This window comes from Sphingomonas sp. Marseille-Q8236, from assembly GCF_965112005.1.
This window is the reverse complement of sequence record NZ_CBCOPO010000002.1, coordinates 1177083-1198369: the sequence shown is the minus strand read 5'-3', so window position 1 is coordinate 1198369 and position 21287 is coordinate 1177083. Positions and strand designations below refer to the sequence as shown.

Genomic DNA, 21287 nt, shown 5'->3' with positions numbered 1-21287 from the left:
GGCGATGACGGGTCCGTGCTACCGCGCGGCGGGGCCGGATCTGTTGATCGTCGAGCCGCTCGATCTGTTCACGGCGGTCTTCCATCGCCCCTCCGGCATAACGCATTTGCTGACTGAGCCGGCACCCCAGATATTGCAGGTGCTGGCCACCGAAGCGATGAGCGCTGACCGGCTGCTCCAGCGGCTGTCGCAAGACTATGATCTGGGCGATGCGCAGGACGAGGGCCCGGCCATGCTGCGGGCACGGCTGGAAGAATTGGAGGCAGCCGGGCTGATCGAGGCGCGGTGAGGCATCATATTGCCGTGCGCGTCGGGCCGGTCGGCTTCCGGATCGGATCGGATTGGGCCAGTCCGATCGAGGCGATCTCGTCTCTTTATCGTGATTATCCGCGCGCCGACTTTGCCGATTACACGGTTCGGTTGGAGGCGAAGTCGATGCTGCGACGCTGGTTTCGGCCGTCCATCCATATTGCGGGCGATTACCGGCTGCCCGAAGCCGCGCCGCTGCCTTTGGCACAGGGGCTGTTGGCGGCGGAGCTGGGAATGAACCTCCAGATGGCGCTGGGGCATCGCCGCCATTTGCTGCTCCACGCGGCGGTCGTGGCGCGGGAGGATCGGGCCCTGCTGTTGAGCGGCATTTCGGGAGCGGGCAAGTCGACGCTTTCATTGTTGCTGGCGCAACGGGGATGGCGATTCCTGGGCGACGAGTTCGCCCTGATCGACCCAAAGAGTGGCCTGGCCTGTCCCTTTCCCCGCCCGATCAGCTTGAAGAATGAAAGTCTGTCCGCCATTCCGCTCGACAGTGTAGTTGGACCGCATCTGTCGGGCACGCCAAAGGGTGACATCCGCCACGTCGCCCCCGGCGCGCACGACATTGCGGCTATGGGCCGCGCGGCCAGGCCGGTCCTGCTGGTCTTTCCCCGCTTTGGCTTTCCGGCGGCCACCCGTGTCCTTCCCCCGGCGGAAGCCTTTGTCCGCCTGACCCAGGCGTCGACCAATTATGTCGCGATGGGAGAGGCCGGATTTCGAGCAATCACGAGGTTGCGGGCGGAGGTCCCGGCCATCGCCCTCGACTATCCTGACGGCGAGGCAGGCGTGGCAGCGGTCGAGGCGTTATGGGACGCACTGTGACGGCGGTCGAGCGGCTGATCGGCCTGCTGCGCGATCCGGGCGATGCACGGACTATTGCGGTCGCCGATTGGTCCAATGTGCTGACCGTGGCGCGGGCGGAGTTGCTGTTGGGGACGCTGGCACATCGACTCGACGGGCTGGATTTGCCGCAGCCGGTTCGGCAGGTCCTGGACGACGCCCGCGCGGAAGCGATGGAAACGCGGCGTGTTGCCCTTTGGGAAGCCAATCGCGTGGCTCGCGCACTGGCGCCGCTAGGCATGCCCGTGATCCTGTTGAAGGGCACGGCCTTTGTCGCGGCGGGACTGTCGGCGGGCATCGGGCGGTCGATCGGCGATTGCGATATTCTCGTTCCCCGTCAAATGCTGGCGCAGGCTGAGGCGCTGCTCGCGCAAGCCGGGTGGGAATGGGTGAAGACCGACCCGTATGACGATTTCTATTATCGTCAGTGGATGCACGAACTCCCCCCGCTGATCCACCGAGAGCGCGACCGGATGCTCGATGTGCATCACACCATCCTGCCGCCGACCGCGAAGTCCCGGCCGGATGCCGCGGCGCTGATCGCGGGGGCCGAGCCGCTGGGCGGCGGGTTGGCGGTGTTGTCGCATCCCGACATGATCGTCCACGCCGCCGCACATTTGTTCGCGGACGGCGATCTCAGCGGCGGCCTGCGCAATCTGTGGGATATTCACGCCCTTATAGAAGAGCGGGGATACGACGCTGTGGAAGGCCATGCCGCGCATCACGATCTGTCGAGCGCGGTCGCTCGGGCATTGCGGCTCAGCTATGCCATCTATGGGACGCCGGTTCCGCCCGCTTGTCGACGACTGACCATGACCGACCGGCTTTATCGCCGCCGAATGATCGCACGGGACGGTTGGGGGCGGGGGTGCAAGCCCCTGACGCGAGCGATTTTCTATCTGCGTTCCCATGCCATCCGAATGCCCGCGCCGCTGCTCGCCCGGCATTTGTGGATCAAATGGCGGAAACGGAAAGACGCTCCAGCGTCGCTATGAGATCATCATAGCCGTCGATGATCGCATCCCCACCCAGCGTCTCGACCGGCTGACTGAGAAAGCCGAAGGCGCAGGCGACGACCGGCAGTCCGGCGGCCTTTGCGGCCTGCACGTCGAAGATCGAATCGCCGACAAACGCCGCCGGGCCACCACCGCATCGATCGACCAGTGCCTGGATCGGCACCGGTGAAGGCTTGGCGACCCCCAGCGTGTCACCCCCGATGATCGTCGCGAAGCGATCGGTCAGCCCCAGCGTTTCGAGAATGCCGCACGCGAACCGTTCCAGCTTGTTGGTCATGATGCCCATGGTCACGCCCCGCGCCGCAAGCGCGTCCAGCGCGTCCAGCGCGCCGGGAAAGGGAGCGGTATGGACGGCCAGATTGGCTTCGTAATAATCGAGCAGCCGGCGATGAAGCACGTCGAGTGTCTCCGTATCGCATCCGCCCGTCGCATCCAGGCCATGGCGGAGCATCGCCCGTGCCCCGCCGCCGATCATCGGCTTCACCGCCTCGACGCTGAGCAATGGTCGCCCGATCGAGGCGAGCGCATGGTTGACCGCTGCGGCCAGGTCTCCGCTGGTGTCCAGCAACGTACCGTCCAGATCGAACCCGACGATGGAAAAGGGGAAACCACGAGGTGAAATTGCGTCCATGATCTGTTCCGGTGCCACTCTGTATCTGGCCTTGGCAAGAAAAGCATGGCAGGCGCAACCATCATGACAAGACCGGTCGCCGCCATCATTCTCGCCGCGGGCAAGGGCACCCGCATGAAATCTGACCTCCACAAGGTCCTTCATCCGATCGCGGGGCGGCCCATGCTGCTCCATCTGGTCGACAATGTGCGGCAATTGTCCCCCGAACGCGTCGTCGTGGTGACCGGGGCCGGGCGCGAGCAGGTGGAGGCAGCGGTTGCGCCGTTGGGCATCGGTACCGCGCTTCAGGCCGAGCAACTGGGCACCGGCCATGCGGTCGCGCAGGCCCGCGAGGCGCTCAAGGGCTTCGATGGCGATGTGCTGGTCCTGTACGGCGATGTGCCGCTGGTCGAGGTGGCGACGATGCGGCGGATGATCGACCGATTGCGCGAGGCGGACGAGCCTGCGGCGGTTGTGCTGGCCTTCCGTCCTGCCGATCCTGCCGCCTATGGCCGGGTGATCGCCGATGCGAGCGGACGGCTCGACAGGATCGTCGAGTATAAGGATGCGAATGCTGAAGAGCGTGCCGTAAAGCTTTGTAACTCGGGTCTGATGGCTGTGCCATCGGCGCAATTGTTCGGCTTGCTCGACCGGGTCGGCAACGACAATGCGGCGGGCGAATATTATCTGCCCGACATCATCGCGCTGGCGGCGGAGGACGGGCATCACTCCGCCGTGATCGAAACCGATGCGGGCGAAGTCGCCGGAGTCAACAGCCGCGCCGAGCTGGCGGGGGTCGAAGGCGAGTGGCAGGTCCGTCGCCGCGCCCGCGCCATGGCGGACGGTGCGACGCTGATCGCGCCGGATACGGTGTGGTTCTCGCACGACACCCGGATCGGCCGCGACGTGGTGATCGAACCCCATGTCGTGTTCGGCCCTGGCGTTCACGTCGCGGACGGGGTGACGATCCACGCCTTCAGCCATCTGGAGGGCGCGACCGTCGCGACTGGTGCGGACATCGGCCCCTATGCCCGGCTGCGGCCCGGCGCGGACGTGCGCGAGGGCGCGCGGGTCGGCAATTTCGTCGAGATGAAGAAGGCCGTGCTCGGCCCGGGCGCGAAGGCCAACCATCTGACCTATCTGGGCGATGCGGAGGTGGGTGCCGGTGCGAATATCGGCGCGGGTACCATCACTTGCAATTATGACGGCTTCCTCAAATATCGCACGACCATCGGGGAGGGGGCGTTTGTCGGCTCCAATTCCGCGCTCGTCGCGCCGGTGAATATCGGCGCGGGCGCGATCGTCGGCGCGGGGTCCGTGGTGACCAGCGATGTGGAGGCCGATGCCCTCGCGCTCGTTCGCGCGGAGCGGCGGAGCAAGCCCGGCTGGGCGAAACGATTTCGTGAGATGATGACGGCCAAGAAGGCTGCGAAGAAGGGCGGGGAGTAAGGCTTATGTGCGGTATCGTAGGGATCCTGGGCGGAGACGATGTGGCGGAGCGGCTGCTCGACGGTCTGCGCCGCCTGGAATATCGCGGTTACGACTCTGCCGGGATCGCGACCATCGATCATGGGGAGATCGAACGGCGGCGCGCTTCGGGCAAGCTGGTCAATCTCGCCAAGGAATTGGCGGTGCATCCGCTGCCAGGCTCGATCGGGATCGCCCATACCCGCTGGGCCACGCATGGCGGCCCCACGACCAACAATGCCCACCCTCATGCGACCGATCACGTAGCGGTCGTCCACAACGGCATCATCGAGAATTTCAAGGCCCTGCGTGACGAACTGATCGGACGCGGCCGTGTCTTCACCAGCGAAACCGATACCGAGGTCGTCGCGCATCTGGTGAGCGAAAAGGTCGAGCAGGGCCTCGATCCCGTCGCCGCCGTTCGCGAGATATTGCCCCGCCTGCACGGCGCCTTCGCGCTCGCCATCCTGTTCCGGGACCAGCCCGACCTGCTGATCGGCGCGCGGCTCGGCTCGCCGCTGGTGGTCGGCTATGGCGATGACGAAACCTATCTGGGGTCCGACGCGCTCGCGCTCGCGCCGCTGACTCAGCGTATCGCCTATCTGGACGAGGGTGACTGGGTCGTCTGCACGCGCGAAGGGGCTCAGGTCTATGATCGTGACAACAATCCCGTCGACCGGCCGGTCACCCTGTCGGGCGTCACCGGTGCGCTGATCGACAAGGGCAATCACCGCCACTTCATGCAGAAGGAGATTTACGAGCAGCCGATCGTCGTCGCCCAGACGCTGCGCTCCTATCTGCACAGGCTGGAGGGCCGGATCGCGCTGCCGATCCCGGACTTCGACCTGTCGGGGATCAAGCGCGTCACCATCGTCGCCTGCGGGACCAGCTTCTATGCGGGCATGGTCGCCAAATACTGGTTCGAACAATTCGCGCGCGTGCCGGTTGACCTCGATGTCGCCTCGGAATTCCGTTACCGCGCGCCGGTCATGGAGTCGGGCGGGCTGATGATCGTCATCAGCCAGTCGGGCGAGACCGCCGACACGCTGGCCGCCCTGCGCCATGCGAAGGCGGAGGGGCAGACGATCGCGGCGGTGGTCAATGTGCCGACCAGTTCGATGGCGCGCGAAGCGGACCTGCTGCTGCCGACTCATGCCGGGCCGGAAATTGGCGTCGCCTCGACCAAGGCATTCACCTGTCAGTTGAGCGTGCTCGCCGCGCTGGCCGCCAATCTGGCGAAGGCCAAGGGGCGCCTGACCGCCGATGAGGAAAGGCAGATTGTCCGCCATCTGGCCGAGGCACCCGCCGCGATCAACGGCGCACTGGCCTATGATGAAGCGATCGAGGGCATGGCGGGTGCCATCGCGGGTGCTCGGGACGTGCTATATCTCGGGCGTGGCACCGATTATCCGCTGGCGCTGGAAGGTGCGCTGAAGCTCAAGGAAATCAGCTATATCCATGCCGAGGGCTATGCCGCTGGCGAGATGAAGCATGGCCCCATCGCCCTGATCGATGAATCCGTGCCCGTCATCGTCATCGCGCCGTCGGGCCCGCTGTTCGAAAAGACCGTGTCGAACATGCAGGAAGTGCAGGCGCGCGGCGGCAAGGTTGTGCTCATTTCGGACTATGACGGGATCGAGGCGGCGGGCGAGGGCTGTATCGCGACGATCACCATGCCGAAGGTGCATCCGCTGATCGCACCGATCGTCTATGCCGTGCCGGTGCAGCTTCTGGCCTATCATGTGGCGGTGGCGAAGGGTACCGACGTGGACCAGCCGCGCAATCTGGCGAAGAGCGTCACGGTCGAATAACGGGCCGTTTACATCAGATTAAGCATGGATGCTTACCATCGGTCGCCAAATATGGATGGACCGATGGTAACCCGATGCGCATTCTGATCGTCGACGACGAACCAGCGGTTCATGACAGCTATCGTTTCTGCTTCTCAGGCGGGCGCGGTGTGCCTGCGGAAACGCGCGATGCGCTGGATGCAATGGCGACGGACTTGTTCGGGGCGGGCGAGCCGGATGCTGCCGACGACGCGGCGTTCGCCTTCGAACCCCATCATTGCCATCAGGGTATTGATGCGGTGGCGGCGGTCGAGCGTGCCATTGTGGACGATCACCCCTTTGCCGTCGCCTTCATCGACATCCGCATGCCGCCGGGGATCGACGGGCGCGAGACGGCGCGGCGTATCCGGGCGCTGGACCCGGACATCCATCTGGTGATCGTCACCGGCTATTCGGATTTCTCGCCCGTCGAGATCAGCAAGGTCGCCGGGCCCGCCGACAAGATCTTCTATATCCCGAAGCCCTTCGAGGTCGCGGAAATCTCCCAGATGGCGCTCGCCCTTTGCCGTCGTTGGCAAAATGATCGGGAATTGGCCGCAGCCCGTGCGCTCCTGGCCGCCCAGGTCGAAACGCTGGAGGAAAAAAGCGCGGAATTGGCCGCGAACGAAAGTCTGGCGATGCACATCGCCATGCACGACGCCCTGACCGATGCGCCGAACCGGGTCGCCTTCCTCCGCGCACTGGCCGAGCGCTGTCGGCAGGCGCGGGGTTTCGCGACCGCGATGCTCGATCTCGACCGGTTCAAGTTGGTCAACGACACGCTCGGCCATCTGGCCGGGGACGAGCTGATTCGCGAGGTGTGCGGGACTATCCAACGCTCAGTGCCGCAGGGCACGATGGTGGCCCGACTGGGTGGTGACGAGTTCGGCCTGTTCTTCGATAGCGAGGACGAAGCAGCCGCGGTCGCGGCATGCGAGAAGGTGGTCCACGCCTGCGCGACCAGCTTCAACATCTTGGGGCACGCGGTGCGTTGTGGCGCGTCGTGCGGCCTGGTGATGGGCGGCGCGACCGGTGAGCGCGACCCGATCGATTTGGTCCGCCGGGCCGACATGGCGCTAAACGATGCCAAGCGATCGGGGCGCGGCGTGGTCCGGGTATTCGACACGCACATGGATGAGGGCATTCGAATCCGGCGGGAGATCGAGGAGGGGCTGACCCAGGCGCTTGCGCGCGACGAGCTTAGCCTATGCTTCCAGCCGATCGTCGGTCGCGGTGCCCTGGATGTCGTGGGCTTCGAGGCGCTCGTCCGCTGGCACACTGCCGAGCATGGCGCGGTCAGCCCGGCAATCTTCATCCCCATCGCCGAGGAAAGTCACCTGATCCACGATCTGGGCGATTGGGTGCTCGACCATGCGCTCGCGGAACTGCGCCACTGGCCCGGCCAATATGTCTCGGTCAATTTCAGCCCGATCCAGTTCCGCCGTTCGCACTTTGTCGGTCATATCATGGACAGCGTGAAGCGCGCGGGTATCGATCCGGGGCGGGTCCAGATCGAAATCACCGAAACGGCCATCTTCGACGATGCGGAGCGGGCATCGAAGACCCTGTGCGACTTGCGGGATCTGGGGTTCCGCATCGCGCTGGACGATTTCGGCACGGGCTATTCCAGCCTCTATAATATCCGCAAATTCGCGCTCGACTGTCTGAAGATCGACCGCAGCTTCATCGACGGCATGGGACGTGAACGGGAGTCGGCGGCGATCGTGCACTCGATCATCCATCTCGGCCGTGCCCTGGGTCTGGGCGTCGTGGCGGAAGGTGTCGAGACCGAGGCGCAGGCCCAGGCCCTTCGCGTCGCTGGGGCCAGCCATTTGCAGGGATTCCTCTTCTCTCACCCGGTTCCCGCCGAGGAGGCACGGGCGCTGGCCGCACAGCAATGGCTGTCCCTGTCGAGCGGCGGCAGCACCGAGGACATGGCCGAAAGCGTACAGGCCTGAACGGCGTGAACCCTTTGCGGCGATGGTTCGGCGCGCGGATAAGGCCGCGGTCACTGCGCGATACCATGGTCTCGGTCTTGACGCTGGCGGGCATAGGCGGCGCGGTAGCGCTGGCGACCTTGCTCGCCTTCGTCATCTCGCCAGGCTTCTCCGAACTGGAACAGCAGGCTACCGCCGGCTATGAGAACCGCCTGCGGGGCGCCCTTGCCAATTTCTCCGCGTCAATGAGCGGGATTGCGGCCGCCCACGCCGCCAGCCCTCCTTTTTCGGCAGGCTCGAGCCGCGCATATGATCGCTGGGCACAGGCGATCTTCGACGCGCATCCGGTCGATGCGATTGCGTATCGTCCGGTGTCGGCGAATTCATGGATCGTCCGAATGCGACCCGCCGCCAGGCAAGGCGGACATGCGATCCGGCAAACGAGCCTGGCGCGCGCACTTGCCCGGATAGGGTTCGACCGACTGAAGGGGGCGAGCCATTTCTACCTGCCGGTTGACGGCGATGTCGTGGCGCTGGGACTGGTCGCGATGAAGGACGGGGAGGGGCATCTGCTCGGCCATCTCGTTGTCGCGCGCCAATTGACCCCAGAGCTTCTATCGGCGGCGCTGGGGAAGCTTGCGCGGATCGAACAGCCTGCAACAGATGCGGTCGATACGATCCGCCGCCATTCGCGCGTCATCGAGATCGCCGTTCCGGTTCGGGGACCCGATGGGCGGCCCTTTGCCACGACGATATTTCAAGTGTCGCGGGAAGTCGTGCTGCTTGGTCGCCGAGTTCTTCTGCTCGCCGTCGCGGGGTCAATTTTCCTGCTGGTCTTCATGCTGCTGATGCTGCGCCGCGCACTGGGCAGGCTCGTGCTGGCGCCGCTCCACCGTGTGGAGCGCCATATGCGGCGCGTGCAGGCCTCGGGCGCGCTACATGCCTTCGAGTATGACGAGCGGCGCGATGACGAGTTCGGTGCCCTCGGCCAAAGCTTCAATGCGATGCTCAGTCAGTTGAAGGATTTGCGCGAACAGAATGAAATTCAAAGCTTCGCGCTCGGGCGATCGGAGAGCGCGGTCGCGGTGCTTCACAATGTCCGCAACGCATTGGCGCCGCTCGGTACGATCCTGAGCGCGGGTATGGTCCCGAACGGTCCAGCCGATCGTCATTTGGTAGAACGCGCGCTGGCCGAACTGGCGCGGGGCGATGTCGCGCCTGATCGCCGTGCGAAGCTGGTGGAATTCGTCCGCGCCGCGCTGGGGGCGGACGCCATGGCGCGCGACGCTGTCCGCCGTCAGTTGGAGGTCGGACGCGACGCCATGCGCCAGACGCTGGAGATCATCGGCGCACAGCAGGCCCGCGCCCATGAACGGCCGCCTCGCGAGCGTTGCGACATCACCGACATCGTCGCACGCAACGCGACCATCGCGCGCTATGCCCAGTCGGTATCGATCGGCTTCACCTTTCCGGCGCATTCCACCTATGTCCTGGCCAATCGGGTGATCCTGAGCCAGGTGATCGGCAACCTCCTGTCCAATGCGGTCGAGGCGATCGTGGCGACCGGGCGCGGCCATGGCGCGATCCTGGTCGAGTTGCTGGCCCCCGTCGGAGGACGCATCGCGACGCGGATCGTCGACGATGGCGAAGGGTTCGATCCCGCTGTCGTGACGCGACTTTTCCAGCCCGGATATTCGACGCGGACGGACAAGTCCGGGGGGCTCGGTCTCCATTGGTGCGCGAACTCGGCAGCGGCGATGGGTGGGACGCTGGAACTCCGCAGCGCGGGGCCCGGAACGGGCGCCATGGCGATCCTGACCTTGGATGCGGATGCCGGATCAGGCGAAGCTGCCGGGCTGGCGGCCTGATCCCGGTGTCCTGCCCTTAAAGCGGCAATTCCGCCTGTGTGGCGGCGGCTTTGCCTGCCTCATCCGCCTTGGCCAGCGCCGACAAGGTCAGGCCCAGGAGGCGGACGCCACCGACGACCGGCAATTGCAGATCGAGCAATTCGCGCCCGATGCTCGCAAAGGATGTCCGGTCCATGATTGGATGCGTGATCGATCGGGCCCGTGTAATGGTCCGGAAATCGCTGTGCCGCAATTTCAGCGTTACCGTGCGGCCCGCCACGCCGCTCCGCTCGATCCGGGTCCAGGCCGCGTCCACCACCCGTTCGAGGGCGGCGTGGAGTGCGTCCGGCTCGGTCAGGTCGTTCTCGAACGTCCGTTCCGCGCCGACCGACTTGGCGATGCGCTGGGCGCGGACCGGGCGATGGTCGATCCCCCGCGCCGCGCCGAACAGATAGTCGGCATAGCTGCCGAAATGGCGTTGCAGGAACGCCAGAGGCCGATCGCGCAAATCCTGGCCGGTCAGGATGCCAAGTGCCTCCATCTTGCGCGCGGTAACCGGTCCGACCCCGTGGAAGCGTTTGACCGGCAACCCGGCGACGAACGACGCGCCAAGAGTGGGTGGGATGACGCAGATGCCGTTGGGCTTGTTCTGGTCCGAGGCGAGCTTGGCGATGAACTTATTGTAGCTCACCCCGGCGGATGCCGTCAGGCCCGTTTCGTCCAGAATGGCGGTACGAATGGCATTGGCGATCGCCGTTGCCGAGCCCATGGCGGCGCGATCCTCGGTCACATCCAGATAGGCTTCATCGAGCGACAGCGGCTCGATCAATTCGGTATAGCGGGCAAAGATCGCGCGGATTTGGCCCGAGACCTCGCGATAGACCTCGAACCGGGGCGGCACGAATATCAGTTTCGGGCACCGCCGCGATGCCGTGACGGAGGGCATGGCGGAGCGGACGCCGAACGCACGGGCTTCGTAACTTGCTGCGGCCACGACGCCCCGCGCGCGAGACCCGCCGACCGCTACCGGCCGCCCACGAAGCGACGGGTCATCGCGTTGTTCGACCGATGCGTAAAAGGCATCCATGTCGACATGGATGATCTTGCGACCATCATGTGCCGATGACGGATCGGCGTCTGAGGTAGGGGGTGGCACCGGCAAGCCCATATCGTCCCGTGGCCCGCGACCTGCGAGCTCTGAAACGAAACAGGAACATGAAGGCGAGGTCAAGCCTGCACGAGGCGAGAGGTCTCAAAATCATTGCGTCCTGCCGCACCAGGGTTAACGACACTTTCACCTGTCGGATGGCAAAAAGGCGGTTGGACGAACCCTTTGACCCTCGCTCGATCTTTTGGCGCCGTCGCCCTTCTGTTCCTGGCTCTGTTGCCGTCATTGGCATGGGGCGAGGGGGGCGATGCATGGGCGAAATGGCAATGGGCGGCATTCTCGCGGATAGGCGGCGATGCGGGACTGCCCCATGTCACCGCCACCGCGATCACCCGCGCGCCGGATGGGACGATGTGGATCGGGACGCGTGGCGGACTGGTCCGCTATGACGGGCAGCGGCTCCGGAGCTTCAAACAGCGCTTGGCCGACCCGCATTCGCTACCCGACAATTATATCCGCTCGCTGCTGGCCCTGCCAGATGGCAGCATAATGGTCGGCACCAATGTCGGCGGAACCGCGCGTTACGACCCTGGTACCGGCCAGTTTCGACGCCTGAAAGCGATAAGGGGGCGGATCGGAGCGCGAGTCTATGGCTTCACGCCGGACGGTCGCGGGGGGGCCTATATCGGGTCCGATGGCGGTGTGCATCACTATGTCCGCCAGGCCGACGCGATCGACCCGATGGCCGAGCAGGCGATCCATTCGCAGGATGGACGGCCGCAAGGATCTTTCTCCATCCACCGCGATTCCGACGACACGCTATGGGCAGGATGCGAAGAAGGGTTGTGGATGCGTCGCCCCGGGGCGAGCCGCTTCGAGCTCGTGGAACTGGGCAAAGATCGCGGCAAAAGCGACATATGGTCGATCTTGCGCGATGGCCAGGGACGGCTTTGGATCGGGACGGGGGCCGATGGCCTGTATCTTTCGACCGGACGCGATCAGCCATTTCGCGTCTTGCCCGGATTGGACGGTGCGTCTGCGCTGGTCGGCCACCGTACCGTCCGCGCGCTCGTTCAGGACGGGCGGGGACGGATATGGGTCGGCACCGACGGCATGGGGATCATCCTGATCGATCCGGCTCAGGACTTTGCCGGAAAGCCGATTCGACATCTGGCCGCCAATCCGTTTTCGTTGGTGGGAGACACGGTTCGTTCTCTGGCGCTGGACGGATCGGGCGGGATATGGGCAGCGACCGAACTGGGGGCGGCGCGGACGCAGGGGCCGGGCGGCGGCGTACTTCGCATCGGTTCGGCCATGCCCGACCCGCATATGTCGCTGTCCGACGAGAATGTGCGGGGGATCATGGTCGATCGGCACGACCGGATCTGGCTGGGCTTGAGCAAGGGCGGGGTCGACCGGCTAGACCGGGCAGCGGGCGAAGTGCGCCGTATCGCACTAGAGGGCCGTCATGCCGGACAGGACATAAAAGCGCTGCTCGAATCCGATGACGGCACCATCCTGGTAGGTGCGCGCGGCGTGGTGGCGATCGACCCGAAAAGCCTGCGCCAGCGGCCCGTCCCGGTTACGGGCTTGGACGATCTTCCCGTCATTTCGCTGGCGGAGACGCCGGATTTGCTGCTGATCGGTACTTACAAGGGACTGTTTGTCCGGCGGCGGGCCAACGGCGTGGTCCGGCATTTGCAGCATGACGCCGGGAATCCGAACAGCCTGCCCAACAACGAAGTGATCAATATCGTCGTCCAACCGGGGTTCGTGGCGTTGATCGCCACGCCGGGGGGCATTGGCCGGCTCGACCTGCGAACGGGGCGCTTCACCAATTTCGCCAGCCGTGCGGGGGACGCGACCAGCCTGCCGCAGGACTATGCGGGATCGATCATTCCCTTTGGCCGCGACATCTGGGTCGGCACCTATGGGGGCGTGGGATATGGCCAGGCGGTGCCCGGCGGCTGGCGGTTTCGTGCGATTACCGAGGCGCAAGGATTGGCGGGGGACAATGTCGCCTCCCTCGTCCGGGATCGCCGGGACCGCTTGTGGGTCGCGAGTACGGGCGGCATTTCGCTGATCGATCCTGCGGGTCGTCATGTCCGGGTGATGAGCCGCCGCGACGGCCTGACCATGGGCGCGTTCAATCAGCGTGCGGCAGCGCGAACCGCCGATGGCTCTTTGCTGTTCGGCTCTCCGGATGGGCTTTTGGTGCTGCAGCCCGATCTTTTGCTGGGGCAGAAGGCGGCGGTGGATCCCGCGCGAATGATCGTCAGCGGGGCGGAGTTGGATGGGCATGCGCTGCCCGGTGATCCGGTCTCGCCGGACTTCGCCCTGCGGCTGAACGGGGATGAGCGGACGCTCCGCGTCGGCTTTGCGCTGACCGATTACGCCGCACCGGATGAGATCCGATATCGCTATCGGCTGGAGGGTTTCGATCGGCAATGGATGATCGTGCCCCCGGGGACACCCGCCAGTGCGACGTACACCAATTTGCCCGCAGGCCAATATTGGCTGGACCTGCGCGCCAATGTTCCCGGCTTTGCCGCCAAGGTGGTGAGCCGCCGCTTACGCCTGATCGTCGAGCCGCAATGGTATGAAAGCTGGCCCGCCCGGGTCGGGCTCGCCATCCTCGCGATCGTTTCGTTGGGGGGGGTGATCCTGCTGGTGACGGCGGTCATTCGCCGCCGGGCTCGGATGTTGGAAGTGATGGTCGAAGAGCGCACCGGAGCCCTTCGCGCGGCGAACGCACAGCTCGATCTATTGGCAAGTACCGATCCCTTGACGGGGCTGGCCAACCGCCGAACCCTGATGGCCGCGATCCAGGATGCGCGCGACCATGCGGTGGAAGAGGGAGAGGCCTTTTCCTTCGCGCTGCTGGACCTCGATCATTTCAAGCGGATCAACGATGAATATGGCCACGGCGCCGGTGACGAGGTGCTGATCGAGACGGCCGCCCGGTTGCGACAGGGCGTTCGCGGTCGGGACATGATCGCGCGCTATGGCGGCGAGGAAATCGCCATCCTTTTCCCGGCGGCCTCGATCGATGCGGCGGCGGGCGTGGTCGAGCGGTTGCGCAAGGCGGTGGCGGAGCGACCGATCGTCGTCGAGAGCCGGTCGATTCCGGTCACGTTCAGCGGGGGCGTGGCGGAATGGCGCGATGGCGAGGATATCGAGACGACCATCCGGCGCGCCGACCATGCGCTGTATCACGCCAAGGGGTTGGGCCGCGACCGGGTAGGACTGGCGATGTGACGGCTTGCCGGAACCCGAGAGACTAGCGGGCGATTGCAGAGCGTCATGGATATTGATCATTCCCAAGCCCAGCGGGCCGTCACGGGTCGCCTATTGCGTCGCCACGGTGCCTTCATTCTGCAATGCGACGAAGGCGGGGAATTGGAGCTGCGCCTGCCGCGCGTACCGGTCGATCATGTCGGCAAGTCGGTGTGCGTCGTGGGGCGGATGCTCGGCCCGACGCTGATGGAGGCGGAGGGGGTTCGCGGCGCCTGACCGCGCGCCCCCTTCCGACATGCTTAGTGGGCGGTCTTACGGGGAATGAGGTGCAGGATGCCCACGATCACCGCCCCGACGATCAGACCAACAATGGCCGACCCGATGGCGCCGACGATCCAGGCCACGGCCGACCCCGCGACGGGTATTGCTTCTCCGGCGTGATGCGCGGTGTCGTGGATGAGGTGGGGCAGGGTGGTGAGGCCGAACTCCTCCATGCCATGCACGATGATCCCGCCGCCGACCCAGACCATCGCGGCAGTGCCGACGACCGCCAGCACGCGCAGGACCACCGGCATAGCCTTGACGAGGCCGCGCCCGATCGCCTGCGCCGCGCTGCTCTCCCGCTGAGCCAGGTGGAGCCCGATGTCATCCATCTTCACGATCGCCGCGACCAGCCCATAGACGCCGACCGTGATCGCGATCCCGACAAGCGCCAGCGCGATCGCCTGTGTTCCGATCGACAGGTCGGGCAGCTCCGACAGGGCGATCGCCATGATCTCCGCCGACAGGATCAGGTCAGTCCGGATCGCGCCCGAAACCTGCCGGTCCTCCAGCGTCTTGGGATCGACGGCCCCCGCCTCTTCGGCTTCGGCATGGCCGCCGATCAGGCTCTCGAGAATCTTCTCGCTCGCCTCGAAGCACAGGAATGCGCCGCCCGCCATCAGGATCGGGGTGATCGCCCATGGTGCGAAGGCACTCAGCAACAGGGCGGCGGGCAGCAGGAAGAGCAGCTTGTTGCGAAGCGAACCCAAGGCGATCTTGCCGATGATCGGCAATTCCCGTTGTGGTGCCAGGCCGACGACATAGCGCGGCGTGACAGCCGTATCGTCGATGACGACCCCGGCAGCCTTGGCACCGGCGCGCGCGGATGCGCCCGCCACGTCGTCCAGCGACGCCGCCGCCAGCTTGGCGATCGCCGCCACGTCGTCGAGCAATGCGACCAGACCCCCTGCCATCGACCTTCTACTCCCTGTAAAGCTTTTGTTCTGCCTAGAGCCGGACGCCGGGCGATGCACGGAAAAATGACGAAGTCGTCATGTCGCCCATGGCGCTGCGCGCCAGATCGCGATCAGATGATCGATGAGGGCAGCCACGGCGGCGGGGGCTCCGGCTTGGGCATGCAGGGCCCATAGCGCCACGGACTGCGCGCCCTCATGCTCGGGCAGGACCCGCACCAGCCGCCCATCGGCGAGTGTGTCCGCCACGTCCCATAGCGAACGCAACGCGATGCCCGCCCCCGCCATAACCAGTTCCCGCACGACTTCGCTGGAATTGGTCTCGATCCAGCTCCGGCCGGGCACGGTGACGCCCGCCAGGTGCCATGGCAACTGCCCCGACGCGGCAAGCAGACGGTGTCCGGCAAGGTCTTCCAGGCTTTCCGGTCGTCCCGCTTCGGCAAGATAGCGTGGGCTGGCGCAAAGGATCCGACGATTGGCCATCAACCGATGGGCGGCGACGCCGCCCGGCGGTGTCGCGGTGATACGAAAAGCGACATCGATCCGTCCGCCGATCAGATCATCGAAATTATCGGCCAGATCGATCTGCAACTGAACGGCCGGATAGCGTCGCAGAAAGGTGGGAAGATAAGGCGCGATCCAGAGCCGACCGAAAGAAGTTGGCGCGCTGATGCGCAACGGGCCCGATGGCTCCGCCGCGGCCTGCATCATGCGTGATTGCGCAGCGCGTAAATTCGCGACCAGCGGCGCGACCTCGGCATGGAAGGCCGCGCCAATGGGCGTCGTCGCCAGCCTGCGGGTCGTTCGGTGGAGCAGGCGCACGCCGAACCGCTCCTCCAGACGTGCGATCCGTTTCGACACCATCGCCGGGGACAGCCGCCACACCCGCGCCGCCGCCGCCAGACTCCCTTCCCGCACCACATCCACGAACAGCGCAATGTCCGGGTCCATTCGTTCCTCCGGCGATCGACAGCGGTTCGATTATGCCCACTACCGGAGGGTATGGCGACTCCCTATCACCGGCATGAGAGCAGGGCGGAGTGAAGCCATGGTTGAGGAGAGCAACATGATCGATCGCTACGGCCTGTCCGTCGCACCCGCGCTGGTCCGGTTCCTCGAGGATAAGGCGCTGCCGGGCAGCGGAATTGAACCGCGGCAATTCTGGGAAGGACTGGCCAGCATCCTGGAGCGCTTCGCGCCCGAAAACGCCGAGCTTCTGCGCCGTCGCGATGCTCTCCAGCAACAGATTGACGACTGGTATCGACTGGATGGCGCCACCGACGGCGAGGCGCAGCGGCGTTTTCTGACCGATATCGGCTATCTGGTGCCCGAACCCGAACCCTTCGTCATTTCGCCGACCGGGGTTGATGACGAAGTCTCCCGGCTGGCGGGACCTCAGCTTGTCGTGCCGATGCTGAACGCCCGGTTCCTTCTCAACGCGGCCAATGCGCGCTGGGGCAGTCTTTACGACGCGCTTTACGGCACCGATGCGATCGCACCGCCATCTCGTGCTCCGGGATACGACCCGGATCGGGGAGCCGTCGTCATTCGTTGGGCACGTGCTTTTCTGAATGACGCTCTGCCGATCGAGGGGGATTGGGCGACCATATCCGACCTGCAAACCGCGATCGGCCTGTTGCGCGAGCCCGCACAGTTTCGCGGGCGCAACGAGAAAGGATGGCTGTTCCGCCATCATGGCCTGCACGTCGAGATCGTCGTCGATGTAGCGCACCCGATCGGAAGCACCGATCCGGCGGGTGTTGCCGACGTCCTGCTGGAATCTGCGCTGACCACCATCTGCGATCTGGAGGATTCGGTGGCGGCGGTCGATGCGCAGGACAAGGTCGCGGGCTATGCGCATTGGCTCGGCCTGATCGAGGGGACCCTCACCGCCCCGGTCGAGAAGGGCGGCAAAGTCGTGATCCGGCGGCTGGCACCGGATCGATCCTATCACGGGCCGGATGGCGAAGCGTTCACATTGCCTGGCCGCAGCCTGTTGTTCGTGCGCAATGTCGGGCATTTGATGACCACGCCCGCCATTCGCCTTCCGAACGGTGGCGAGGCCCCGGAGGGTATTGTCGACGCCGTCGTCACCAGCCTGATCGCGATGCGCGATGGGCGGAGCGGCCAGCCGCCCCGCAACGGGCGCTTCGGTTCCATCTACATCGTGAAGCCCAAGATGCATGGCCCCGAAGAGGCGGCCTTTGCAAATCGGCTGTTCGATGCGGTCGAGGATATGCTGGCGCTCGATCGACATCGGATCAAGATCGGCGTGATGGATGAGGAACGCCGGACCTCCGCTAATCTGGCGGCGTGCATCCATGCGGTGCGGCACCGGGTCGTCTTCATCAATACCGGTTTCCTCGACCGGACCGGGGATGAGATCCATAGCGCGATGCAGGCCGGGCCGATGATCCGCAAAGGCGCGATGAAGGAGGCGGACTGGATCGCGGCCTATGAGGACCGAAACGTCCAAATCGGTCTGGCGTGCGGCTTTGCGGGGCGGGCGCAGATCGGTAAGGGCATGTGGGCGGCACCGGACCGTATGGCCGATATGCTGGCGCAGAAGGAGGCGCATCCGCGTTCCGGCGCGACCACCGCCTGGGTGCCGTCCCCGACCGCGGCGACGCTCCACGCGACGCATTACCACCGCGTCGACGTTTCGGCCCGCCAAGCCGCGCGAGGCGCCGAACCGGTGGCGGCGATCGAACGTCTGCTGACCCCGCCGGTGGCGCTCGCGCCCGACTGGGCCGCGCAGGATATTGCCGACGAACTCGACAATAATGCGCAAGGGCTGCTCGGCTATGTCGTCCGCTGGATCGATCAGGGCGTGGGATGTTCGAAGGTGCCCGACCTGCACGACATCGGCCTGATGGAGGATCGCGCCACGTTGCGCATCTCGTCCCAGCATATCGCCAACTGGCTGCATCACGGCATCGTCACGTCCGATCAGGTCGAGGCGGCGCTGGCCCGAATGGCGGCGAAGGTCGATGAGCAGAATCGTGACGACCCCGGCTATCGTCCGCTGCTCAATTCCCAGGGTGACAGCCTGGCCTTGCAGGCCGCCCGCGCGTTGATTTTCGAGGGGCGGGAGCAACCGAACGGCTATACCGAGCCGCTGCTTCATCGCTATCGTCAGCTCGCCAAGCAGCAGGGAACAGGCTGATGCCGCTTTACGTCATGGGCGAACAACGCCCGGTCATCGATCCATCAGCGTGGATCGCCCCGTCTGCCGATGTCGTCGGACAGGCGATTGTCGCCGAGCAGGTCAGCCTGTGGTTCGGTGCGATCGTGCGCGCCGACAATGGCCCGATCCACATCGGCCCACGCAGCAATGTGCAGGACGGCGCGGTCCTCCATTCCGATCCGGGTAGCCCGTTGACCATCGGGGCGGACTGCACCATCGGGCACCGCGCCATCCTGCATGGCTGCACGGTGGAGGATGGCTGCCTGATCGGCATGGGGGCGACCATATTGAACGATGCGGTGATCGGCAGCGGGTCGCTGGTCGGGGCCGGCGCGCTGGTCACGGAAGGAAAGATATTTCCGCCCCATAGCCTGATCGTCGGTGTGCCGGCCCGCGCGGTTCGGGCGCTGGAGCCCGATCAAGTCGCCCGGCTGGGTCTGTCGGCGGAGGGCTATGCCGCCCGCGCCGCGCGATATGCCGTGCATCTGCAGCGGCTTGACGCGGATCAGGCCGAGCCGGTCGTTGACGTGCGCGGTTCGGCTGCCTAGCCAAGCAGGGTGACCCCGCCTACCATCCTGATCGTCGAGGACGATCCCGCCCTTCGCACCCTGACCGCGCGCGCGCTTCAGGAGAACGGATTCGCCGTGAAGCTGGCCAATGCCGCGCCCGAAATGTGGCAGGCGCTTGAGGTCGGGCAGATCGACCTGATCCTGCTCGACATCATGCTGCCCGGCACCAGCGGCATCGATCTGTGTCGGCAGGTGCGTCAGAAGAATGCCGTTCCGATCATCTTCATCAGCGCCAAGGGCAGCGAGGTCGACCGCGTCGTCGGGCTGGAACTGGGGGCGGATGATTACCTCGCCAAGCCGTTCGGCACGCGCGAACTGGTGGCGCGAATCCGGGCGGTGCTGCGTCGCGGCGGCCTGGAGAATGCACCGGGCGAGCGGGAAGCGGGTATATTGGGCTTTGACGGCTGGACCGCGAACCTGCCACGCCGCGAGCTGATGTCGCCCTCGGGCGCGCAGGTGGAATTGACCGGTGCCGAGTTCGATCTGCTGGTCGCCTTCCTCGACAATGCGCAGCGGGTCGTGGCGCGCGAGCGGCTGATCGAATTGTCGCGCGCGCGGATTGGGGACAGCTCGGATCGCAGCATCGACGTGTTGGTCAGCCGTCTGCGTCGCAAATTGTCGGGGGCTGGGGGAGCCGCCCCCATCGTCACGGTCCGCGGGGTCGGCTATATGCTCAACGTGCCGGTGGAGCGGCGGTGATCCGCCCGTCGGTCGGCCTGCTCGGCCGGATCGTCGCGATCCTGCTGCTGGCGGTGACGATCGAGTTTGCGGTCTCCACTTATCTCTACGAGCGCGCCAGCCATGTCTCGGTCCGTGACGACGAGGCACGGCGTCTGGCGGAGCATTTGATCGTCGCGCGCCGCGTCCTGAACGAGCGTCCCCGGATCGAGCGCCCCGAAGTGGCCGGGGAGCTGACCACCGACCGCTATATCGTCAGTTGGTCGGCGGAGGCGCCGCCCCGGCCCACCATCGCGCCGGCGATGGACTCTATGCGACGCCAGATCGTCGACTGGGAACCGTCGCTGGCGGCGACCGACATTCACCTGCGCCTGACCTCGCCGGGACGAACCTCGGTCGTGTCAGGGGATTTGCGGCTGGACGATGGCTCGTTGCTCAGCTTCCGAATGCGGGAGGGGGTTCGCACCCTCGACCTCGCCTTCGGGCGCGTGCTGCTCGCGCTCATTCCCGCGATCGCGTTGATGTTGCTCAGCGGGGCGCTGATCGGGCGTATCCTTCATCCGCTGCGAACGCTCGCCCGCGCCGCCGACACATTGGGACGCGGACAAAGCGGGGGCCAGGGAGCGGCCCTTCTCGTCCCCGAACGTGGGCCCGGCGAGGTTCGTCACGTCACCCGCGCGTTTAACCGGATGCAGGCACGAATCGGTCGGTTGATCGACGAGCGAACCCGTGCCCTGGCGGCGGTCGGCCATGACCTGCGCACGCCGCTCGCACGATTGCGTCTTCGCGCCGACGCGATCCAAGACGACGACGTTCGCGAGGCCATCGGTACCGACATCGAAGAGATGGAGGCGATGGTTTCCTCGCTTCTGGCCTTTCTGGGCGGCGAGGGCGATGCCGAGCAACCCGAACTGACCGACTTGGCGATCCTCTGCGCCAATCTCGCCGATGATGCCGCGGATCATGGCCGGGACGTTCGCTATGTCGGTCCCGACCATTTCGACTGTCGCCTGCGCCGCTTCGGCATGAAGCGCGCGCTCACCAACCTGGTCGAGAATGCACTCCATTACGGGGAGCACGCGATCATCACCTTAAGGGCCGATCCGGCGGACGATGTATCTATCCGTGTCGAAGACGACGGCCCCGGCATCCCGGAAGAGTCGCTCGAACTGGTGCTGGAACCCTTCGTCCGGCTGGATACCGCGCGGCGGCGCGACACCGTGGGGTTTGGTTTAGGTCTGTCCATCGTCGCGCGGGTCGTCGCGGCGGAAGGCGGCGAACTGACCCTCGCCAACCGCCCGGAGGGGGGGCTTTGCGCGGAAATTCGACTTCCGCATTGTCGGACATGATTTGTCACGTTTTCGCTGCACGACAGCAAAACTCGCAGCGTATCTACTGAGTGCAGAAGCTGGACGCCG

At 65.5% G+C, this 21287-nt stretch carries 17 protein-coding genes; 13 read left to right on the top strand and 4 right to left on the bottom strand.

All coding sequences use genetic code 11. From position 1 onward, the window contains the following. The first annotated feature begins 4 nt into the window (after positions 1-4). Genes ACWPWT_RS18000 through ACWPWT_RS17990 form a run of 3 tightly spaced genes read left to right on the top strand, consistent with a single transcriptional unit; the run spans position 5 to position 2144 of the window. On the top strand, positions 5-289 hold the full coding sequence (locus tag ACWPWT_RS18000; protein ID WP_454280824.1) for an HPr-rel-A system PqqD family peptide chaperone: 285 nt from the start codon (positions 5-7) through the stop codon (positions 287-289). Then, a complete protein-coding gene (locus ACWPWT_RS17995) occupies positions 286-1131 on the top strand; it encodes an HprK-related kinase A (RefSeq protein WP_454280823.1) in 846 nt (281 codons plus the stop codon). The genes ACWPWT_RS18000 and ACWPWT_RS17995 overlap by 4 nt, the downstream gene beginning before the upstream one ends. Further along, positions 1116-2144 carry a nucleotidyltransferase domain-containing protein gene (locus ACWPWT_RS17990; RefSeq protein WP_454280822.1) on the top strand — a complete coding sequence of 343 codons (1029 nt, stop codon included), beginning with the start codon at positions 1116-1118 and terminating at the stop codon, positions 2142-2144. Before ACWPWT_RS17995 ends, ACWPWT_RS17990 begins: the two co-directional genes overlap by 16 nt. Here ACWPWT_RS17990 and ACWPWT_RS17985 read toward each other — a convergent pair. After that, the gene (locus ACWPWT_RS17985; RefSeq protein ID WP_454280821.1) at positions 2104-2796 is read right to left on the bottom strand and encodes an HAD-IA family hydrolase; all 693 of its coding nucleotides are present in this window, start codon (positions 2794-2796) and stop codon (positions 2104-2106) included. The genes ACWPWT_RS17990 and ACWPWT_RS17985 overlap by 41 nt on opposite strands. Before the next feature lie 63 nt (positions 2797-2859). On the opposite strand from ACWPWT_RS17985, the gene glmU reads away from it, so the two are divergent. The 4 genes from glmU (at position 2860) to ACWPWT_RS17965 (ending at position 9876) form a co-directional block, all read left to right on the top strand. Further along, entirely contained in the window at positions 2860-4224 is a 1365-nt protein-coding gene (glmU, locus tag ACWPWT_RS17980) for a bifunctional UDP-N-acetylglucosamine diphosphorylase/glucosamine-1-phosphate N-acetyltransferase GlmU (RefSeq protein WP_454280820.1), read from the top strand. Between the two features lie 5 nt (positions 4225-4229). Continuing rightward, positions 4230-6053 (top strand): glutamine--fructose-6-phosphate transaminase (isomerizing), encoded by a 1824-nt coding sequence (gene glmS / locus ACWPWT_RS17975; protein ID WP_454280819.1) that lies wholly within the window; start codon positions 4230-4232, stop codon positions 6051-6053. Positions 6054-6127: 74 nt separating this feature from the next. Continuing rightward, positions 6128-8029: an EAL domain-containing protein gene (locus ACWPWT_RS17970; RefSeq protein ID WP_454280818.1), complete on the top strand. Its 1902-nt coding sequence runs from the start codon at positions 6128-6130 to the stop codon at positions 8027-8029. A 65-nt stretch (positions 8030-8094) separates the two neighbouring features. Next, positions 8095-9876, top strand: coding sequence for an ATP-binding protein (locus ACWPWT_RS17965; RefSeq protein WP_454280817.1), 1782 nt, complete (start codon positions 8095-8097; stop codon positions 9874-9876). Positions 9877-9892: 16 nt separating this feature from the next. Here ACWPWT_RS17965 and dinB read toward each other — a convergent pair whose 3' ends face one another. Further along, the gene (gene dinB / locus ACWPWT_RS17960; protein ID WP_454280816.1) at positions 9893-11023 is read right to left on the bottom strand and encodes a DNA polymerase IV; all 1131 of its coding nucleotides are present in this window, start codon (positions 11021-11023) and stop codon (positions 9893-9895) included. 165 nt (positions 11024-11188) lie between these two features. Here dinB and ACWPWT_RS17955 point away from each other — a divergent pair, with 165 nt between their 5' ends. Next, the gene (locus tag ACWPWT_RS17955) at positions 11189-14221 is read left to right on the top strand and encodes a ligand-binding sensor domain-containing diguanylate cyclase (RefSeq protein WP_454280815.1); all 3033 of its coding nucleotides are present in this window, start codon (positions 11189-11191) and stop codon (positions 14219-14221) included. A 45-nt stretch (positions 14222-14266) separates the two neighbouring features. Continuing rightward, positions 14267-14476, top strand: coding sequence for a DUF5818 domain-containing protein (locus ACWPWT_RS17950; protein WP_454280814.1), 210 nt, complete (start codon positions 14267-14269; stop codon positions 14474-14476). Between the two features lie 23 nt (positions 14477-14499). Here the strand turns inward: ACWPWT_RS17950 and ACWPWT_RS17945 are convergent, their stop codons facing one another. Then, complete coding sequence (locus ACWPWT_RS17945) at positions 14500-15435, bottom strand: DUF808 domain-containing protein (protein WP_454280813.1); 936 nt, start codon at positions 15433-15435, stop codon at positions 14500-14502. Positions 15436-15513: 78 nt separating this feature from the next. After that, positions 15514-16386, bottom strand: coding sequence for a LysR family transcriptional regulator (locus ACWPWT_RS17940; RefSeq protein WP_454280812.1), 873 nt, complete (start codon positions 16384-16386; stop codon positions 15514-15516). 115 nt (positions 16387-16501) lie between these two features. Between ACWPWT_RS17940 and ACWPWT_RS17935 the strand changes: the two genes are divergently transcribed. Genes ACWPWT_RS17935 through ACWPWT_RS17920 form a run of 4 tightly spaced genes read left to right on the top strand, consistent with a single transcriptional unit; the run spans position 16502 to position 21218 of the window. Further along, positions 16502-18601 (top strand): malate synthase G, encoded by a 2100-nt coding sequence (locus tag ACWPWT_RS17935; RefSeq protein ID WP_454280811.1) that lies wholly within the window; start codon positions 16502-16504, stop codon positions 18599-18601. Further along, positions 18601-19170, top strand: a complete 570-nt coding sequence (locus tag ACWPWT_RS17930; protein WP_454280810.1) for a gamma carbonic anhydrase family protein — start codon at positions 18601-18603, stop codon at positions 19168-19170. Before ACWPWT_RS17935 ends, ACWPWT_RS17930 begins: the two co-directional genes overlap by 1 nt. A 9-nt stretch (positions 19171-19179) precedes the next feature. Continuing rightward, positions 19180-19890 carry a response regulator gene (locus tag ACWPWT_RS17925; protein WP_230480527.1) on the top strand — a complete coding sequence of 237 codons (711 nt, stop codon included), beginning with the start codon at positions 19180-19182 and terminating at the stop codon, positions 19888-19890. Further along, on the top strand, positions 19887-21218 hold the full coding sequence (locus tag ACWPWT_RS17920) for an ATP-binding protein (RefSeq protein ID WP_261269593.1): 1332 nt from the start codon (positions 19887-19889) through the stop codon (positions 21216-21218). Before ACWPWT_RS17925 ends, ACWPWT_RS17920 begins: the two co-directional genes overlap by 4 nt. Positions 21219-21287: the final 69 nt, after the last annotated feature.